Here is a 20,164-nt window from a genome sequence, read left to right as displayed (position 1 = left end):
GAAGTCATGATTAAGAATTATATTAAAATAGCATTTCGTCATTTGTGGAAAAATAAGCTTTCAACTGCTTTAAATTTTGTTGGACTTACCGTTGGATTGGCCAGTATTATGACTTTGGGATTTGGGGTGTATGCCTATTATAGTGCCGATTCATTCATAGATAACAAAGAAGAGTTATACATCTTAAATAGTGTTGTTAACTCTGGCGAAAAATTCGATCAGACAACATATCCACTTTTAGGAGAAATTGTACATTCATCTCCGGATGTTATAGGGGCAACTCATATACAAAGTTGGAACTGGCCATGGTTGAGCGTCAACGATAAAGAAATTCAAAAAAATACTAAATACGTAGATACAAGTTTTTTTAAAGTATTTACCCTTCCATTAAAATACGGTAACCCTACAATTGCATTGCAAAACAAGTACGATATTGTTATCTCTGAAGAAATTTCGATTCGATTATTTGGTGACATCAACCCTGTAGGACAAACAATTCGAGCCGACGACAGTCTTGATTTAACAGTTCAGGGAGTTTTTAAGCCCATAAGTCCTTATGCATCCATAGAATTTGATGTGCTGCTACCAACTTCACTACTGGAATTAAATCCAGGTTTTAAACAAGGAGCGAATTGGTATAATACTTTTGCATATAATTATATACGACTGAAAAACGGAACAAGTATAAATAGTTTCGAAAATAGAATCCTCGATATTGCCAAGCAGAACTATCAGGATGCATCTCAATTAAGAAAAATAGAGGTATTACCTTTTTCAGATTATCGTGAAAACTACAACCCTACGGTGGATAAGATAATTAAAGGTTCCGTTGCTAGCATCCTTTTTATTCTGTTGATTGTCATCATAAACTTACTCAATTTAAATACGTCTATTATTTATAACCGTAACAAAGAATTAGCCGTACGTAAAATTATTGGTAGCGGTAAACGCAGTCTTATTATTCAGTTTTGTGTAGAAAATGGAATCATTGTTTTTAGCTCCTTATTGCTTGCAAGTATTTTATTCCTACAAATGCTTTTACCGGCGATGAATACGATTTACGGGTCCAGGTTTGGAGCTATTTCATTCAGTTTAAGCAGCGATTATCCAATGGTGTTTTGGTATGTTCTTCTAGGTCTTTTAATTACTTTAATTGTGGGGGTTGTTCCAACGCTAAAAGTAATTACGCTTCCTGTAGTAACGGCTATTAAAGGGAAAATCCTAAATTCAAAGAAGAACTTTCTTGTGCGTAATACGTTTATTACCATACAATTTGCATTGGCTGTGATTTTTATATGTATGGCGTTAATTTTAAACAGTCAGTTAAAGTATATGCATAATGTTTCACTTGGATATGAACCAGATCACGTAACTATCGCAAAACTTAATTTAGACTTTAAAGACAGGGGAGCAGCGGCGTCTCATATTCAAACCCTTATTGCGGAATTGAAAGATAATAAATTTGTGGAAGGGGTTTCTACCAGCAGTATTATCCCGACATCTTATGATAATAATTACAATACTTTTTACGACCCGAATACGAAAACCGAAATAAAATTACGAAAAGGTAGTGTAGGTGAGGGATATCTTAAAACTTTTGGAATCCCACTTGTCTCTGGAAGAACATTTAATGAAAAGTTAGATGCGTCGGAGCAAAAATCGGTTCTTATAAATAAGAAGGCAATGGAGGCTCTAGGCTGGAAAAATTTAGCGAACAAGCAATTGGTAGAAAAAGGGGGAACGGAAGAAATATATAATGTTATTGGGGCTACTGAAGACTTTCATTATCAGAGTATGCAAAAAAATATAGAACCTATAATTCATTATTATAACGGCAAGAGAGGCTTGGGAAATAACAATAGCTATTTAAGTATAAAAATCGTTCCTGGAAAAGAAGACTTGGTTTTGAATAAATTAAAAGAGAGGTTTAAACAAATACCATCTAGGCATGAGTTTGACTTTGAGCCACTTGATAGTCGAGTAAGTGGACAGTATAAGCTTTTGGAAGGAATACTCAATACCGTTAATTATGTTGCCTTACTGACCATTATTATTTCTTGTTTGGGAATGTTTGGACTTATATCCTTAATGGCTAGAAAGCGTATAAAAGAAATCGGAATTCGTAAAACTTTGGGAGCCGGTGTTGGAAAGATCACTTATTTGTTATCAAAAGATTTTATAAAACTTGTTTTACTGGCGTGTATCATTGCATTCCCAATTGCATGGTTTCTTATGGATACATGGCTACAAGATTTTGCTTATCGAATTTCTATTAAATGGTGGATGTTTTTACTAGCAGGAATGATAGCACTTTTAATAACCGGTATTACCGTAGGATTCCAATCTGTCAAAGCAGCGCTTGCTAATCCAGTAAAAAGCTTACGCACTGAGTAAAGCATCAAAAAACGAACAATCATGATTAAGAATTATTTTACAATAGCGTGGAGAAGCCTCTGGAAGAATAAAGTTTTTACCGGGCTTAATATAATTGGACTTACGGTGGCATTAGCAATAGGTTTATTATTGAGTATATACGCATTTTTTGAGCTTTCTTATGATCGCTTTCACAAGGATTCAGACAGTATTTATCAGATTTATGCTACTCAACAAACCTCCACTGGACCTACAGTATATACTTCCAAACCAATTCCTTTTGCCGATGCGCTGCAAAAGGAGGTTCCAGGGGTAGAATTAATCACAAGATATATTGGTGCCGTTTTGCGTGTAACTAATGGTGATAAAGAGCTGCGGTTAGGGGCGGCTTATGTAGACCCTAGTTTCTTCTCCATATTCAGTTATCCAGTTGTTGAGGGTGATACAGAACAACTAACGGCCGATGAATCCACAATTGTAATTACTAAGAAGACGGCCAAAAGGTTGTTCGGAGAAGAGAGTGGTCTTGGGAAGACAGTAAACATTCTGGTGCAAGGAAAACAGAAAGCCTTTACGATTTCTGCTATTTTGGATGATATTCCGGAACAAAGTAGTATGAAATTTGACTTAGCACTAAATTTTAAAAATCAAGCTGATGCTATTTATACTAATAATTTGGACAATTGGGATAATGCTAACCATTCTGTTTACCTGAAACTTTCTACTGGTATTGATCCATTACAATTCGAAAAATCGACTAGGGCTTTTACAGCTCTGCACAATAAAAGCTTTATAGAAAATTGCAAGCGAGATGGAGTTCAACCAGACGAGAATGGAGAGTATAAGCAACAAAAGCTCTTAGCCTATGCGGATACGCATTTTACAACTGAATCAAATGGAATTGGGCAAACCAGTCGAATATATCCATACTTAGTGCTGGGAGTTGCTTTCTTAATACTTTTTATCGCGAGTGCAAACTTTGTTAATATGAGTATTGCTAAAAGTACCAGTCGACTCCGTGAAATTGGTATGCGCAAGACATTAGGTGCAAGTAAAACACAACTTTTCCTTCAGTTTTGGGGTGAAAGTATACTGGTTTATTCTTGCGCTTCAATTCTAGGAATACTACTGGCAAATATGTTATTAAATCCTTTTCAAACAAGTTTCCAAACCTCCGCTTCTTTTGGAAACACCCTGAGCCCATTACATCTAATCATTTTCTTAGTGGTATTGGGTGTTATCACCTTTATTGCTGGAGGGTATCCTGCACTTGTATTGACTAAACTTAGCACTATACAAAGCTTAAAGGGAAAGATGGAGGTAACAGGAAAGAATCATGTTAGAGATGGTCTTATGGTGTTGCAATTTGGTATTACCATTCTGCTTATTAGCGGTACCCTGGTCTTATGGGGCCAACTTGAATATCTGCGCAATAAAGATGTAGGTTTTAATAAGGAACAAGTCATTGCTTTTCCGCTGAACGGAAAAAGGGAGGATGCCCAAACCATAGAATTATTGCGAAATGAACTTGAGAACGCTCCCGGCATCATCAATGTCTCGGCATCAAATAATATTTTAGGATTAGGTAAAGATGGTGCTTCTGCTACTAGTGTAATATCATTTGATTACAAGGGGAGAAGGGTGAACACCAATGTTCTTATGGTAGACTTTGATTATATTGAAACGTTGGATTTGCAACTTTTGGAAGGACGTTCATTTGATAGAAAATTTAAAACCGATAGACTTGGGCTGGTCATTAATCAAGCAATGGCTGATCAACTTCAGGAAAAAGAACCCTTGCACTCTAGAATATTAATTGACGATTCTATTACCTTTTCTGTGTTAGGTATAGTTAAGGATTTTAACTTCCAAGGGTTTAACAAAGCAGTAGAACCTTTAACGCTACTTCTTGACCCTAACTGGGATATGCGTAATGTGTATGTTAAAGTAGCTCCAGACCACCTTTTAAGCGCTATGGATAGGGTTAAAAAAGCCTGGAAAAAAATTGAACCTAACGCTGAATTCCAAGGTTCTTTTTTGAATGAAAATATTGATAGAATTCTTCTTAAAGAGCGCCTGATGACCTCTATGATAGGCAGCGGATCCGTACTAGCTATTATTTTGAGTTGTGTAGGTCTGTTTGCCATGTCACTTCTTGTAGTTACCCAACGTAGAAAAGAAATTGGGATACGTAAAGTTGTTGGAGCAAGTGTTTCTACAATTACCGTTCTATTGGCCAAGGAATTTTTAAAACTGCTTGCTATTGCATTTCTTATAGCCACACCCATTGCCTGGTGGTTTTCTGACAGGTGGTTGCAGGATTACGTATACCGGATTGATTTAAGTGTTTTGACCTTCCTTATTGCAGGTGGCATCGTTTTTATTATCGCAATTATAACTATCGCCACAAAAACTGTTGAAGCTGCAATTCAGAACCCTGTACAAAGTTTAAGAACGGATTAATAAATCAAATATGATCAAGAATTATTTTAAAATAGCACTTAGAAATCTTTGGAAACGTCGTGGGTTTTCTTTGTTGAATATCTCAGGCTTGGCTATTGGTTTGACAGCAGGGTTTCTGATCTTGATGTATGTCGGCTTTGAACTTAGTTACGATAATTTCCACACTAAAGGAGATCGGATTTACAGAGTGGTATCAGATATTGAGATCAATTCCAAAGAAAATGAAGCCAACAAACCAGATTGGGCAACCCCTCCTGTATTGGCATCTCAATTCCCCGAAATTCAGTCGATGACACGTGTGTTATACCTACCATTAACTGTACGAAACAACCATCTGAAATTTAAGGAAGATAACGCCATTGCAGTTGATTCCAGTTTTTTTGAAATTTTTGATTTTGAACTATTATCCGGAAATAAAAAAGAAGTTTTAAAGAATCCCTTTAGCATTGTATTATCTGAAACTGCATCCAAGAAATATTTTGGAGATGAAAATCCAGTTGGAAAATCATTGCGAATTCTTGATAAAAGTTTTCAGGCTAAAGTAACAGGAGTAATGAAAGACATTCCTGAAAACTCCCATATCAAGGCGGAGATGATATTGTCGATGACCACATTTACCCAGGTATTAGACAAAGACTTGGACAATGACTGGGGTAACTATGAACCTTATGCCTATGTGCTGCTCAAGCCTAATGTCAATGTAGCACAATTAGAGTCAAAGTTTCCTGCTTTTATGCAGCGAAATTTTGAAAAACAAATGGAAGCCTCTAAAATGTATGTTAGTTTGCTATTAGAACCACTTAGAAAGGTTTACTTGCATTCTACCAGAGGGGGACGTATTGTGGGGAATATCAACAATATTTATATTTTTTCGATTATAAGTGTTTTTATAATCTTAATAGCCGGCATCAATTTTATAAATCTAACCACTGCACGTTCAATGGAGCGTGCCAGAGAAGTTGGTATTCGTAAAGTTGTTGGAGCGGGTAAAACACAGTTAGGATTTCAGTTCATAGGGGAATCAGTTATCATCTGCATTTTGGCCTTTTTAATTTCGGTTATTTTACTAATACTTCTGTTGCCATACTTCAATGTAATGGCTGGGAAAACCGTCAGTGATGGCATTTTTTCTGATCCCTATCAAATCATCATTTTATTTATAATTTCCATAAGTGTTGGCCTCTTGGCTGGAATTTACCCTGCATTAGTGTTGACCTCTTACGATCCAGTAAATGTGTTAAAAGGATCCTTTTCAAGGGGCAATCGCGGCGTATTCTTGAGAAAAGGACTGGTTGTACTGCAGTTTACCATTTCGATTACCTTGATCATTGGAACTATCGTTATTTATATGCAGACCAATTATATGCGTAGTCAAAAGCTGGGATTTGATAAAGAGCAGGTACTAGTACTGGAAACAAATGCATCTTCAGGTCAAAAAGCCTTTCAAGATGCGATAAAGAAGCTACCTGGAGTTGTTAGTACCAGCCGTTCTTCAAGTGTTCCCGGGAGGAATAATTCGGAGGCACTTTCTGAATTGGAAAATAGTGAGGGGGACTTAATCCAAACCGTTGTGAATGTATATTTTGTGGATTTTGATTATCTATCCCAGCTTGATGTCGAGCTTGTAAGTGGAAGAGGGTTCTCCAGAAATTTTGCATCAGATTCTACCTCCGCAATGATTATTAACGAAAAAGCGGTAGCTCTATTAGGCTATGCTAATCCTGAAGATGCTCTTGGAGCAAGATTTAACCAATGGGGACGTGAAGGGCAAATTATTGGTGTCGTAAAAGATTTTAATTTCAATTCCCTGCAACAACAGATTGAGCCGTTAAGCATTCGAATAGAACAAACACGACTAAATCTGGTCACAGCTAAAATAAGACCAGAAGGCATAGAAAAAACAATGGATCAAATTAATAAACAATGGGAAATTACATTTCCTGAAGAACCCTTTAATTTTCAATTTCTTGACGAGCTTTTGGACAAGCAATATCGTAGCGAACAACGCTTTGGAACCCTCTTTTTGTGGTTTGCCATCTTAGCCATAAGTATTTCATGTATTGGACTTTTAGGTTTGACAGCCTATAGTATATTACAACGAAAACGTGAAATAAGTATTCGAAAAGTACTGGGGGCTTCCGTAACAAAGGTGGTCAACTTGGTATCACTGGATTTTTTGCAACTGGTAGGGATTGCTTTTTTAATAGCGATGCCCATATCTTGGTTGATTATGAGCCAATGGTTAAAGGATTTTGCTTTCCGTATTCATATACAGTGGTGGATGTTTGGTTTGGCAGGGACCACCGCTTTATTACTTGCTTTGATTACAATCGGTTTCCACGCCATGAAGGCAGCTGTTGAAAATCCGATTAAAAATTTGCGAACCGAGTAAAACGAACAAGCATGATCAAGAATTATTTTAAAATAGCATGGCGAAATCTTTGGAAGAATAAACTTTTTTCCTTGATCAATATTACCAGTCTTGCTATTGGACTTAGTGCCTCTTTTGTTATTGGGCTTATGGTGTATTATGATTTTACATTTGATGATTTTCATAAAGATAAGGATTTGATCTATCGGATTACTACATCCTATAGTTCTCCTGAAGGAGAGGCTTATAACTATGGAGTCACGGTACCATTAACTGAGGCAGTAAAACATGGTATAACCGGTATCGATAAATCTACCCGGTTTTTTAATGCAGAACATGCCAGGGTGATGAATTCCTCTTTTTCAAAAGCAATTAATAACCCCAAAAGAGTTATTTACGCAGATGCAGATTTTTTTGATTTTTTAGGCTATAATTGGCTTGCAGGAAACCCTCAAAATGCGCTACATAACCCTAACGAAGTGGTTTTAACCGAGAAGCGTGCAAAAAAATATTTTCCTAATCGGGAGTACAATGCTATTATAGGAGAGACCTTGATTTATGACGATTCAGTGTCAGTTGACGTGACAGGTATAGTTGCAAATTTTACAAACCGAACCGATTTTACATTTGAAGAGTTCATTTCTCTGGAAACGGCGAAACAGTCGTATTTAAAAGAATCTGTGATGGATGATAATTGGGGAAGCACCAGCTCCAATACGCAATTATTTATAAAGCTAAATGATGAAAAAGCACAGGCAAATGTTCAAAATAAGTTGGACGATTTAGCTAAAAAGAATGAGAGTGAATATGCTGTTAAATATAACCAACACCGAAGATTTCATCTTCAACCTTTGAGGGATCTTCATTTTGCAGAAAATTATGGGATCTTTGATTTTACGGAGCATAGGGCCAATAGGTCAGTGCTAATCAGTTTATTATTTATTGCCATATTTATTCTGGCTCTTGGTTGTATTAATTTTGTGAATTTAAGTACTGCTCAAGCAACGCAACGAGCAAAAGAAATTGGTGTTCGAAAGACCTTAGGGAGCTCAAAAAAACAGTTAATATATCAGTTTTTGGGTGAAACCTTTTTAACAACTCTTTTAGCTTCAATACTCTCAATAGTGTTGGCAGCCGGATTGCTGAAAGTGTTTGCCGATTTTATTCCCAATGGATTGCATTTCGGATTATTTGCCGATCCTTTGATTATTGGCTTTGGGATTGTTCTAATTATTACAATCAGTCTGCTTTCGGGATTTTATCCGGCATTGGTGTTAGCATCATTTAAACCGGTTTCCGTATTAAAAAACAGGATTTTTCCGGAACATAAGAATACTTCACTCAGAAAAGGATTGATAATATTTCAGTTTGTTATTGCACAGGTTTTCATTATTTCTACGCTAATGGTAGGAAAGCAAATCCATTATCTGCTGACAAAAGACATGGGGTTTAAAACGGATGCCATAACCTATATAAGAACACCTTGGCATGATAGATCCATGCAAAAAAGGGAGCTTTTTATTCAAAAATTAAAGACTATTCCTCAAATTAAAGCGATTAGTCTTGGAGGATCACCACCAGCTTCTTTTAATTCACATGCCACAGAGGTAGATTATATAGACGGTAAAAAGCAGATTCATACAACTTTAGAATTATTATACGGAGATGAGGACTATCTGGATCTGTATGATATAAGATTGTTAGCCGGAAGAAAATTAAGAAATGATACCATACACGAATATGTAATTAATGAAGCATACAGTAACATGCTTGGTTTTAAAACACCTCAGGAAGCCATTGGGAAAATAATAGGACAAGGTGAGGATGCGGTTCCTATTGTAGGGGTTATGGAAGACTTTCATCAGCGATCGCTGAAAAGTAAAATAGAGCCTATGGCTTTAGTAGGTGATTGGAAAAGATCACGTTACTCACAGTTTAATACCATACATTTTCAGCTCAATAGGGCGGATGCTGATAATTGGTCTTTACTCCTTGCTGAGGTGGAGGATATTTGGAAATCTATCTACTCGAACGATGATTTTAAATTAAATTTCATGGATGATACCATTGCCGATTTCTATGAAAGTGAAAGTAAGATGACCAGGCTCTTGAGTTGGGCAACCGGAATTTCAATACTTTTAAGCTGTCTTGGTCTCTTCGGCTTAGTAATTTATACTACCCAAAGACGTGTTAAGGAAATTGGTATACGTAAAATTTTGGGAGCTTCAATAGTTCAAATAAACACTTTACTTTGTAAAGATTTCTTGACTTTAGTAGTAATTGCCTATGTAATTGCGGTTCCAGTGGCGTGGTATGGACTGGATAAATGGCTGCAAGATTATGCATATAAGACGTCTATTAGTTGGTGGGTTTTTCTACTAGGTGGTTTAGGGGTACTCATTTTAGCATTGCTAATTATGAGTCTGAAAACAATTGCTACAGCATATACAAATCCAATTAATAGCTTAAGAAACGAATAATTAAAATCAATCAAAACATGCTTTTGGAACTTAAAAACGTATTTAAATGGGTAAATTCAGGAGGAAACAGAGTCTTCTTGTTAAAGGATATCAACCTACAGATAGCTCAGGGTTCATTTGTTTCCGTAATGGGACCTTCCGGATCAGGAAAGTCAACTTTACTGAATATACTTGGAATGCTCGATACCTTTGATGAAGGTGAATATTTCTTCAATGAGCAACCCGTACATCAGCTAAAGGAAAAATTTAGATCACGCTTGTTTAAAGAAAATATAGGCTTTGTTTTTCAGGCGTATCATTTGATAGACGAACTCACAGTCTATGAAAATATTGAAACACCACTATTGTATAAAAAAGTTAGCTCCTCAGAAAGAAAAGCACTGGTTTCCGATATGCTGGATCGCTTCAATATTGTGGGAAAAAAAGACCTGTTTCCGTCCCAGTTAAGTGGCGGTCAGCAACAATTGGTAGGAGTTGCTCGTGCATTGATAGGCAAACCTAAATTGTTATTGGCCGATGAACCAACCGGGAATCTTAATTCCAAACAAGGAGAAGAGATTATGGAGGTTTTTAAACGGTTGAATCAAGAAGGCGTCACCATTATTCAGGTAACACATTCTGAAAAAAATGCTGAATACGGCTCTCAAATCATTGAATTATTAGATGGAAGAATAATTAGCAGATAAAAGAGTTGGCGGCATAAATTTTCACTCATTTTCATGCTATTTATCTTGAGATCACTTCTGTTAAAAACTAACAGAAGAAGAATTCTTTATGCCTTTATTTAAATAGATAACTCAAAATTATGATAAACAAAAGAATCATCTTTCTATGTGCACTCATTGGCATACAACTATATGCGCAGGAGAAGACACAAGAACCTCTAACATTAGCGTATTGTATTGAAACAGCTATTGAAAATAATCTGGACTTAAAAAAATCAACCCTGTCAATGGATGCTTCACGCATTAATTTCAAGCAATCCAAAGCGGCACTATTTCCGACTTTAAATGCCAATTATAATTTGGGGGTTAGTAATGGTCGCAGCATAGATCCATATACCAATGATTATGTAGATCAAAAGTTAACATTCTCCAATGCCGGACTGAATCTTAATTTTACTGTCTTCAATGGATTTAAATTATTAAACAGCATTAGACAAAGAAAATACAGTTTTAATGCCTCGGAAATGGAAATGGAAGAGCAAAGACAAAATTTAATATTGGATGTTACCTTAACATATCTTCAGATATTGAATAATAAGGATTTATTTAAATTAGCTAAATCACGTCTGGAAACTACTAAAGATCAACTAAAGCGATTAAAATCACTTTATGAAGAGGAGATTGGAAACCCTGCTGATTATACCGATATGCAAGGGCAACTTGCTTTGGATATGGCAAACGTGATCAATGCTGACAACAGTTTTAAAGAAGCCAAACTCAATCTATTTCAATTATTAAACTCGGAATCAAAAACCGATGCTAAATTTGTTGCCATTGATGTTATGGACAACATTATAAAATATCCATATACTTCTTATGAAGTATTTTCCGATGCCCTGGCAAACTTGGCAACGTTTAAGGCAAAACAGTTTCGATTGGATGCGGCTAAGAGTGGTATAAAAGTGGCAAAGTCTGGTTATATCCCCAATATCTCTTTATTTGGTCAGTTAAATACTAATTACTCAAGTGCTGCCCAGTTTTTTAACGAGACAGGTTCTTCAATAGTGGAGTCGGGTGGCTTTATTACTATTGATGATATTAATTATCCTGTACTAGAGAATCAAACGATGTTTACGGGAGAGGATATCGGTTATATGGATCAAATTAAAAATAATGTTTATACATCTTTCGGAGTTGAAGTAAGCATACCGTTATTAAATGGATTTCAGTCTAAGAATGATGTGGCATTGGGAAAAATAAAATTTGAAGAGACTAAGATCGACTTTCAAAATACGAAACTCCAATTTAAGAATGCTATTGAGAATGCTTATTTGAAAATGGAGGCTGCACTAGAGCGATATCACATATACAAAGAACAGGTAGCTGCTTTCCAGGAGTCTTTTCGGATCAATGAAATTAGATTTAATAGCGGTGTTTCCAATATAGTGGAATATATAACCAGTAAAAATAATATGGACACTGCAATGATCAATCTGTCCAATGCCAAATATGAATATTTATTAAGAATACGAATCCTAGAATACTATAGGGGAGTGGATGGTGTTGACACTCGACCTCTAACACATCCTTAAATTTATTAGTTAGTACGAGCTCAGGAATCTACTTGTACATTAACTTTAAATTGAAGGGGCCATCATTTTGCTTGGGAAAAGTGTATTTAGGTATAAGGACTGAAAGTATCGTCTAGTCCTAAATAACCGATAAGGTTTTTAAAGCCTTTTTTAAGTGTAGAGCTGCGTCAGTGTATAGCCCTACCGGTAATGTATTATACCTTATCGCCCACTGTACTTATTTTTTCCAATCTTGAAGTCGGTCGAGATATAAATAACTTTCGACAAACTTCCTATGCTCAGGACTGGTCATTTTTTCTAATAAATTCAAAGCCGAAATATAGCTCGCTAAATTTCCGTTTGAGGAACTGAATTTTCCATCTTCAACAAAGGTTACCAAACTGTCGTTTTGAACTTTTAAATTCGGATAATCTTTTTGTAATTGTTCGCCTCCACCAATCCAAGTCACGATTTTCTTTCCGTCTGCAATGCCTGATTCACCGATCAATTGGGCTCCTGCACAATTACTTACGACATATTCAGTTTCGTTATTCCTCTCTCGTATAAAATCCACTATTTTTTCATTGTGAACTTGGGCGTACATATCATAAGCACTTGGTACAAACAAAGCAGTTAATTTAGGGCTGTTTTCGAAGGTATAATCAGGAACAAAATGCATTCCTTCCTCAGTGGTTATCGGGTTATCAGTCTCTGCAATTGAAACCACATTGAAAAGCTGTTTTCCATCTTCCGTTGGTTTTGAAAAAACGTCAGATGTAGCAATAACTTCGCTCTGTAAAACTCCATTATACATCAAAAGGCCGATTGTCGGTAGCTCTGAATCGAATGCTCTAAGATGCTTTGTCAGTGTATCCGATTCTACTTCGGTCTGATTTATAGTTTTACTTTCGGGATTTGTTTTCGAATCGCAACTCATCAGTACGGCTATAAAAGCTATTGATGCGATAATTTTAAATTTTATCATAGGTCTTGATTTTTCATTTTATAATCATTTTCTGCTCACGTAGAAGTTTTCTATGTTCTTTTCAATGCAAATCTTGAAAAGTCATACTAAATTACGATTCTTTATCATCAAAAAGAGTGGAAACCCCTATTTTTTATAGTTCGTACTAAAGAATATTCTTTTATAAAATACGTTCTCAATAGTAAATAGGGAGTGTACGGTTTAATGTCAATCTATGGGTTAACAAGATTTAAATAAATTTTCGGTCTTTACGCCAATAAAATTCATGAATAAACAATTCCCCGATGTGCTAGGGGTGAAGCAACCTGTATTTTCATGTAGATTCGTTATCGCAATTGTACAATTTTTGCTAGTGACGGATACTTATGTTTGCCTAGAAAATTAATAATAAGTATATTTCATCAATAAATTCTGTATAATCAGTGTTTTAACAAGTTTAATACATATGTCCTTCTGAACAAATCAACGATATCCCCCATACAGTTTTTAAAGTTGAAACCGGCATTTAAACCGCTGGATCTTTCTTTAAAAGGATTAATATATATACCTATATATGAATGTTTTAGTGATAAAATATTTCTCATTACCAAATCCTCATCTTCCTTCTCCAGCACTCTAAGAATAAGCATGGCAGGTTTGACAACCTTAGTACCAAAATGCGGGGAAAATTTATACTTACCAAAATTATTTGAATAAATAGTGATCTACTTATACAAGATAGTGAGAGTACATTACACCACTTTCTGAAGTTTTTTAGACCCATTTTATCGCTTAATTAGATCGTTCACAAAAATCAACCTAATCACTTAAACAAAAAAACTAATGAAATCTTTCACCCTCAATGAGATTAACAAACAAATAAAAGGAACACTATTAGGTGATAGTAATCAGCGAATATCTGGTCCCGAACAAATTGAAAATGCAGAATCTCATCATGTAACCTTTATTGGTAGTAGGAAGTACGAAAAGCTCTGGGACAATTCAAGGGCTGGTGCTGCTATTATAAATGAAACTTTAAATTTATTACCAGGTGAGGGACGTTCATTTATTAAAGTCAAAAATGTAGATCTTGCTATGGCTAAGGTTTTAGAAATGTATGACCCGGGGCCTCCGGTACTTGAGGAAGAATATCACTCTTCAGCGGTACTCCATAAGTCTGTCAAGATCGGAAAAAACTGTAAAATCGGAGCAGGTTGCTATGTAGGGGAAAATGTTATTCTTGGTGATGGAGTTGTTTTGTATCCTAATGTTACCATTTTTGACGAAGTCCAAATTGGTAAAAACACTATTATATGGTCAGGTACGGTCATACGTGAACGCTGCGAAATAGGAGCGTATTGTATTTTGCACATTAATGTAAGCATTGGTGCCGATGGCTTTGGTTATCGGCCGAGCGAAGGATGTGTGGGATTGACAAAAATCCCTCAGATAGGTAATGTGGTAATCGGAGATCATGTAGAAATAGGAGCTAATTCCACTGTTGATCGAGGAAAATTCAGTTCCACGATTTTGGGTGATGGTTGTAAAATAGATAATCTTGTTCAAATAGGTCATAATTCTGTTTTGGGTCGATTCTGTATTATGGCAGGGAGCAGTGGTCTTGCAGGTTCTGTTACTTTGGGAGACGGGGTAATAATAGGGGGGAGTGCTTCAATAAAAGATCATATCACTATTCATAGTGGAGCTACGGTTGCTGCGGGTTCCGGAGTTCTTAAAGATGTCCCTGCAGGTAAGACTGTGTTAGGGTATCCAGCTGGGGATTCTCGAGAAGTGTTAAAGCAATGGGTAGCACTTCGGAAATTGGGAAGAATATAAATCTTCCAAACGCTCAAAATCATGATGATGTTATAGCTACCCACACTAGCGAGATGTGAGAGCTCACTGTACAGCGCATAACCTAATGGCTTACGTTGGCGTACAAATTGTCCCTAACCCCAAAATTCTTAATATTGTATGCAGCGTTCAAATCACGGTCTAATTTATGACCATTATTGCAAGTCCATTCCCTAATCGAAAGGTTTAAACCTTTCTTGTTATTACCACAACTAGAACATACTTTGCTGCTTGGTTCAAATCTACCGATTTCAACAAGTGGTATTGCTAACATTAAAATTAGGTATACCACAATGATGATGTTCGTAAACCCAGTAATCAATATGGCTATCAGCTATTAAATCAGTTAGATTAACTGCGAAATCTTCATTTATTTCACTATCTCTGTATTTTTCCGGACAGTTGTTAAAAACCGGTACATGATATGTTACCATAACAGATTTGGAATGTTTCGAATCTTTAAGAGTATCTTATAAAAACCTTACGCTTTCCCGATGAAGTGTATTATAGTCACCTGTGTTAAATTCACTGAATTTATCTTTCATAGATTAATTTATTTTGTAAACTCATACTTAATATTTTTGTTACTCTACATTTGTAATCATCTCTAATTTCCCTATCAACATTTTAAACCTTTCATCTCTTATTAGCGGATGTATATGCATGGCTAAAATCTCTTCAGCTTGTGGATGTTTCTTTATTCCTGCCAATTCAGTTTTGATGTATTCTTTAACGTCATCATCAGCCGCCAGGATTTCTTCAACTATTGTTGTTCTGTTATCCAAAAGATAGATGATATCTTCAAAATCGTGACTACCATAAAAGTCATTCTGACCTCTGTCTTTGAATGCTTCTAGTTTTGTTGCCAAGAAATAGGGTGAAGGCAAAATGTTTATGTAAATTCCATCCAGTAATTCTATTTGTTGCAGATATTTAAAACCTGGTTTGTACCATTTGTTTGAAACTCCAATTCCACTATCATCAGCCGGTATTATGTCAATGGCAATATCTTGAAATTTGTATGAACATATTGATTGTCCTTGGGGATCAGGATGAAAATTTAATTCTGCCAATCTTTCCTGCATTTGAGCCCATTCGGCATAGTTTGCTAAATTAATGGTCATATCGATATCTGAAGTTGGTCTTATTTCGTCAGCAGCCGGGTCATCCGTATATAAACTGATAACGGCACCTCCTACGAACACCATCTTATCTCTCAATTCTTGCAATCCTTGTGCGACTTGTGCCACTAAACCAAGGTTTATGACTTTGTTATGCATTTAGGATTCTTTTTCGGAGTTCTTTTTTGGCTATTTCTTTTTCTCGAGTTCTTCCGACTCTTATTGCGTCTACCATAGCGAGTAATTCATATAAACCCTTATCTTTTAAAGAAGCTTCGACGATTGTACTATATAGCGGTTCTATAGCTTGTCCTCTGTCTATTCCTTTTGCATAGGGCCAAACATATTTTTCATTTGCATTGATAATTTTGTTTAGCGGTTCTGCAGAGTGTGCCGTTAAAATGCCTCTTACCAAAGCTCCTGGTTGTTGCGGAAAAGCATAGGCAACACCATTCATTAAGAATTCAGTTAAAGCAATTCTGTTTACCTTTTTCCTATTATCATCGATTAACCCTGCATATTTGGAGCGATTTAGCGATTGACTCACTTCAGATTGGCTCATTCCCAGCTCTTGTGCCAATGTGTGATGAAACCAAGATTGTCCCCCTAAAGCAATTATTTTTAGGAGAATTACAACGTCTTGTGGTTTTAAATTGTTTTTTGCCTGAGCCATATCTCATATTGCGATATGCAATATTAAAAAATATTTTTCTAATAAACAATGCTTTACATGTTTATATTGCATATTGCGATATGCGATATAACTCAATGATTGAATTCTCATATTGATTAAAAGTGGCTGATTATTTTACGTCTAATTTATCCCAAGTTTGGAAAATATTTGGGATAAAATGGCTCATATTTCGTTTTCGATTTACGCCTGAATGTGCAGTGTTTTTCAAACCAAATATTTTTGTACTACTACCTTTTTGATTATCTATAAACCCAAAAAAATGGGGTCTATGTGGATATTCTGTTGATGTTTCAGACCGGATAGAACTTGGAGCAGATATGAATAAAACCGTCCAACATTTTTATGTAATTACTTACAGCCAGCCCTTGATGCTAAATTAATTGAAATGACCATTCCGGACAAACCCAAAAGCAGTAAGCAAAAGTATAGGTTGACAATAAAAGGAAAACAGATCAAATAATTTAGTGCTTAAACTCATCAACCTTGGATTAGTCAGTAAAAATTCAAAAACCCCTGCAAAATCAATGTTTTACAGGGGTTTTAAGTACTCGAGGCGGGACTTGAACCCGCACGAACATTACTGCTCACTGGATTTTAAGTCCAGCGTGTCTACCAATTCCACCACTCGAGCAAAATATTTTTTATTGGTATGCCTGAGCGAAAAACGGGATTCGAACCCGCGACCTCAACCTTGGCAAGGTTGCGCTCTACCAACTGAGCTATTTTCGCGATTTTTATGAACGTTGAAAATATTAGTTTATAAGCTTATATTTTCTTCAATGCGGATGCAAATTTAATACAATTCTTCAAAAAGCAAAGCATTTATTTGAAAAAGAATAGAATTCATTTACTAAAGAGTTTAACTAACTCTTTCCCAGCATTCTTTTTATCTCATTTAATTTCATAAGAGCTTCCACAGGAGTAAGGGTGTCGATATCGGTACCTAATATTTCCTCCTTAATTTCTTCCAGTAAGGGATCATCAAGATTAAAGAAGCTCAATTGCATATCCTGTTGCGATGTTTTAAGCTTATCTGTGAGTTCTTCACTGCTGTGAGATTTTTCTAGCTGCTTTAGAATCTTATTTGCCCGGTGAATCACCTGCTGTGGCATGCCCGCCATTTTTGCGACGTGAATACCGAAACTATGTTGGCTTCCTCCAGGGACTAATTTTCTTAAAAACAAAACATTGTCTTTAAGCTCTTTTACCGATACATTGTAATTCTTTATCCTTTCAAAAGTAGAACTCATCTCATTGAGCTCGTGATAATGCGTTGCAAATAGAGTTTTAGCTCTATGTGGATGTTCATGGATGTATTCCGCTATGGCCCACGCAATAGAAATACCATCGTAAGTACTGGTACCCCTTCCAATTTCATCCAGTAGGATCAGACTCCGCTCCGAACTATTATTTAAGATAGAAGCAGTTTCATTCATTTCCACCATGAATGTAGATTCGCCAAGTGAGATATTGTCGCTTGCCCCAACACGTGTAAAGATTTTATCAACGATTCCAATACGTGCTTTTTCAGCAGGAACAAAACTTCCCATTTGGGCAAGTAGTACAATAAGAGCTGTCTGTCTTAGTATTGCTGACTTACCACTCATGTTAGGTCCGGTAATCATGATGATTTGCTGGTCATTCCTATCTAAAAAGGTGCTGTTTGCGATATAGGAGTCCCCAGGTTGAAGTTGCTTTTCGATAACCGGGTGTCTGCCGTTTACAATATCAATATCAAAACTCTCATCCAATTCAGGATAGTTGTAATTATTCTCTTCTGCGAGCTGAGCAAATCCACATAAACAATCCAACTGAGCGATGATGTATGCATTTTTTTGTACCTGTTGTATGTAGGAGTGCATCCATAACACAAGCTGATTAAACAATTGGAGTTCTAAGGCGGCTATTTTTTCTTCTGCCCCTAAGATCTTGGCTTCGTATTCTTTTAATTCCTCAGTGATGTAGCGTTCTGCGTTTACTAGGGTTTGTTTTCGGACCCAATGCTCTGGTACTTTATCTTTATGAGAGTTTCTAACTTCGATATAGTATCCGAACACATTGTTGCTTGCAATTTTAAGAGAACTAATCCCTGTAATTTGAGTTTCTCTCTGTAACATATTGTCTAGGTAATCCTTTCCTGAAAAAGCTAACCCTCGTAGTTCATCCAGTTCTTCAGAAAAACCTTCTGCAATTGTGGTTCCCTTAGTGATGTTAGTAGGAGCCTCCGGGTGAATCGTTTCATCGATACGGATACGAAGTTCTTTACAGATGTTAATCTGGGCTCCCAGAGCCTTTAGATCGTCGTTTTTACTTTGATCAATAGTGGTTTTGATAGGTTCGATAGCTTTTAGGGAGTTCTTTAAATAAACGACTTCCCTTGGGTTTATTTTTCCAGTAGCTATTTTTGAAATCAAACGCTCAAGATCACTGATCTGTTTAATTTGTTCCCGAAACCAATGTCTTAAATGCTGATCACCTTTAAAGAAATCAACGATCTGATGCCTTTGCTTAATATCATCACTATTTTTAAGCGGAAGAGCCAACCATCTTTTAAGCATACGGCCACCCATTGGAGAAATTGTTTTGTCAATGACATCCAATAAGCTTACCGCATTTGCGTGTCCTGTGTTATAGAGTTCTAAGTTTCTAATGGTAAAACGATCCATCCACACATATTGCTCTTCTGCAATACGAGAGATAGAAGTAATATGATCCAGTTTTTTGTTTTGAGTCTCTGAGAGATAATACAAAATCGCGCCTGAAGCGATTATCCCATATTTAAGTTGTTCGACTCCAAATCCTTTAAGGGATTTTGTTTGAAAGTGTTCATTCAAGGTCTCATTTGCATAATCCTCTTGAAACACCCAATCTTCTACAAAGAAAGAGTGCAGTTCGTTTGCGAAATCCGCCTTGAACTGGGTTTTAAATTTCTTTGAAACCAGCACCTCACTCGGAGAAAAGTTCTGAAGTAATTTTGAGATATACTCTTTATGACCCTCAGCAGTAAGATACTCTCCGGTGGAGATGTCCAGAAAAGATATTCCCAATCGCATTTTATCGTAATGAATAGCACAGAGGAAGTTATTGGATTTTGCAGCCAATATATCATCATTAAGCGCTACACCAGGGGTGACGAGTTCAGTAACACCCCTTTTTACAATGGACTTTGTAAGCTTAGGGTCCTCCAGTTGATCACAGATAGCCACACGCTTTCCGGCCTTAACTAATTTAGGTAAATAGGTGTTGAGCGAATGGTGTGGGAAGCCGGCAAGTTCCGTACGATCACCTCCATTATTTCGGTGAGTTTGAACAATCCCCAATATTTTGGCGGCTACAACGGCGTCTTCGCCGAAGGTTTCGTAAAAATCACCAACTCTAAACAATAGTAGGGCATCAGGATATTTTGCCTTGATGCTATTATATTGATTCATTAAAGGAGTTACTTTTTTAGTTTTAGAAGCTGCCAAAATATGTTTTTTATGTTCTTTGACGAAAGTATTATTTTTTATGCTGAATTTCCATTTCTAAAGGAAGTTTTAAGAACATTTACCAAAAAAAGCAATTTAGAATTAGACCAGAAAATATAAGGGGCCATTTTAAGTTACTTT

12 protein-coding genes, 2 tRNA genes and 1 pseudogene are annotated in these 20,164 nt (G+C 36.2%); 8 read left to right on the top strand and 7 right to left on the bottom strand.

Annotation, left to right across the window (positions count from 1 at the left end; all coding sequences use genetic code 11):
* Window positions 1–6: 6 nt before the first annotated feature.
* The 6 genes from ACN0TV_RS14365 (at window position 7) to ACN0TV_RS14340 (ending at window position 11,944) form a co-directional block, all read left to right on the top strand.
* Window positions 7–2,394, top strand: coding sequence for an ABC transporter permease (locus ACN0TV_RS14365; protein ID WP_417363625.1), 2,388 nt, complete (start codon window positions 7–9; stop codon window positions 2,392–2,394).
* Between the two features lie 21 nt (window positions 2,395–2,415).
* Window positions 2,416–4,836: an FtsX-like permease family protein gene (locus ACN0TV_RS14360; protein WP_417363623.1), complete on the top strand. Its 2,421-nt coding sequence runs from the start codon at window positions 2,416–2,418 to the stop codon at window positions 4,834–4,836.
* Between the two features lie 10 nt (window positions 4,837–4,846).
* Window positions 4,847–7,228, top strand: a complete 2,382-nt coding sequence (locus ACN0TV_RS14355) for an ABC transporter permease (RefSeq protein ID WP_417363621.1) — start codon at window positions 4,847–4,849, stop codon at window positions 7,226–7,228.
* A gap of 11 nt (window positions 7,229–7,239) precedes the next feature.
* Window positions 7,240–9,687 (top strand): ABC transporter permease, encoded by a 2,448-nt coding sequence (locus ACN0TV_RS14350; protein ID WP_417363619.1) that lies wholly within the window; start codon window positions 7,240–7,242, stop codon window positions 9,685–9,687.
* A 17-nt stretch (window positions 9,688–9,704) separates the two neighbouring features.
* Window positions 9,705–10,373, top strand: a complete 669-nt coding sequence (locus ACN0TV_RS14345; RefSeq protein WP_417363617.1) for an ABC transporter ATP-binding protein — start codon at window positions 9,705–9,707, stop codon at window positions 10,371–10,373.
* Window positions 10,374–10,492: 119 nt separating this feature from the next.
* Window positions 10,493–11,944, top strand: coding sequence for a TolC family protein (locus ACN0TV_RS14340; protein WP_417363615.1), 1,452 nt, complete (start codon window positions 10,493–10,495; stop codon window positions 11,942–11,944).
* Window positions 11,945–12,161: 217 nt separating this feature from the next.
* On the opposite strand, the gene ACN0TV_RS14335 is transcribed toward ACN0TV_RS14340, so the two are convergent.
* Window positions 12,162–12,908 (bottom strand): DJ-1/PfpI family protein, encoded by a 747-nt coding sequence (locus ACN0TV_RS14335; protein ID WP_417363614.1) that lies wholly within the window; start codon window positions 12,906–12,908, stop codon window positions 12,162–12,164.
* Between the two features lie 822 nt (window positions 12,909–13,730).
* Between ACN0TV_RS14335 and lpxD the strand changes: the two genes are divergently transcribed.
* Window positions 13,731–14,723, top strand: coding sequence for a UDP-3-O-(3-hydroxymyristoyl)glucosamine N-acyltransferase (lpxD, locus tag ACN0TV_RS14330; protein ID WP_417363612.1), 993 nt, complete (start codon window positions 13,731–13,733; stop codon window positions 14,721–14,723).
* An 82-nt stretch (window positions 14,724–14,805) separates the two neighbouring features.
* Here the strand turns inward: lpxD and ACN0TV_RS14325 are convergent, their stop codons facing one another.
* The 3 genes from ACN0TV_RS14325 to ACN0TV_RS14315 all read right to left on the bottom strand — a co-directional run bounded on the left by ACN0TV_RS14325 (window position 14,806) and on the right by ACN0TV_RS14315 (window position 16,535).
* Window positions 14,806–15,015 (bottom strand): zinc ribbon domain-containing protein, encoded by a 210-nt coding sequence (locus ACN0TV_RS14325; RefSeq protein WP_417363610.1) that lies wholly within the window; start codon window positions 15,013–15,015, stop codon window positions 14,806–14,808.
* Window positions 15,016–15,325: 310 nt separating this feature from the next.
* Entirely contained in the window at window positions 15,326–16,021 is a 696-nt protein-coding gene (locus ACN0TV_RS14320; RefSeq protein WP_417363608.1) for a nucleotidyl transferase AbiEii/AbiGii toxin family protein, read from the bottom strand.
* A complete protein-coding gene (locus ACN0TV_RS14315) occupies window positions 16,014–16,535 on the bottom strand; it encodes a hypothetical protein (RefSeq protein ID WP_417363606.1) in 522 nt (173 codons plus the stop codon). The genes ACN0TV_RS14320 and ACN0TV_RS14315 overlap by 8 nt, the downstream gene beginning before the upstream one ends.
* 358 nt (window positions 16,536–16,893) lie before the next feature.
* Here ACN0TV_RS14315 and ACN0TV_RS14310 point away from each other — a divergent pair.
* Window positions 16,894–17,016, top strand: a pseudogene (locus tag ACN0TV_RS14310) (Fic family protein); the annotation flags it as partial.
* A gap of 85 nt (window positions 17,017–17,101) precedes the next feature.
* Here ACN0TV_RS14310 and ACN0TV_RS14305 read toward each other — a convergent pair.
* The 3 genes from ACN0TV_RS14305 to mutS form a co-directional block, all read right to left on the bottom strand.
* A tRNA-Leu gene (locus ACN0TV_RS14305) sits at window positions 17,102–17,187 on the bottom strand.
* A 25-nt stretch (window positions 17,188–17,212) separates the two neighbouring features.
* Window positions 17,213–17,285, bottom strand: a tRNA-Gly gene (locus ACN0TV_RS14300).
* A 134-nt stretch (window positions 17,286–17,419) separates the two neighbouring features.
* Window positions 17,420–19,987: a DNA mismatch repair protein MutS gene (gene mutS / locus ACN0TV_RS14295; RefSeq protein ID WP_417363604.1), complete on the bottom strand. Its 2,568-nt coding sequence runs from the start codon at window positions 19,985–19,987 to the stop codon at window positions 17,420–17,422.
* Between the last annotated feature and the right edge of the window lie 177 nt (window positions 19,988–20,164).

It is taken from the genome of Galbibacter sp. (genome assembly GCF_048266365.1).
Classification (GTDB): domain Bacteria; phylum Bacteroidota; class Bacteroidia; order Flavobacteriales; family Flavobacteriaceae; genus Galbibacter.
The sequence above is the reverse complement of the archived record's forward strand: the minus strand, read 5'-3'. Positions and strand labels throughout refer to the sequence as shown.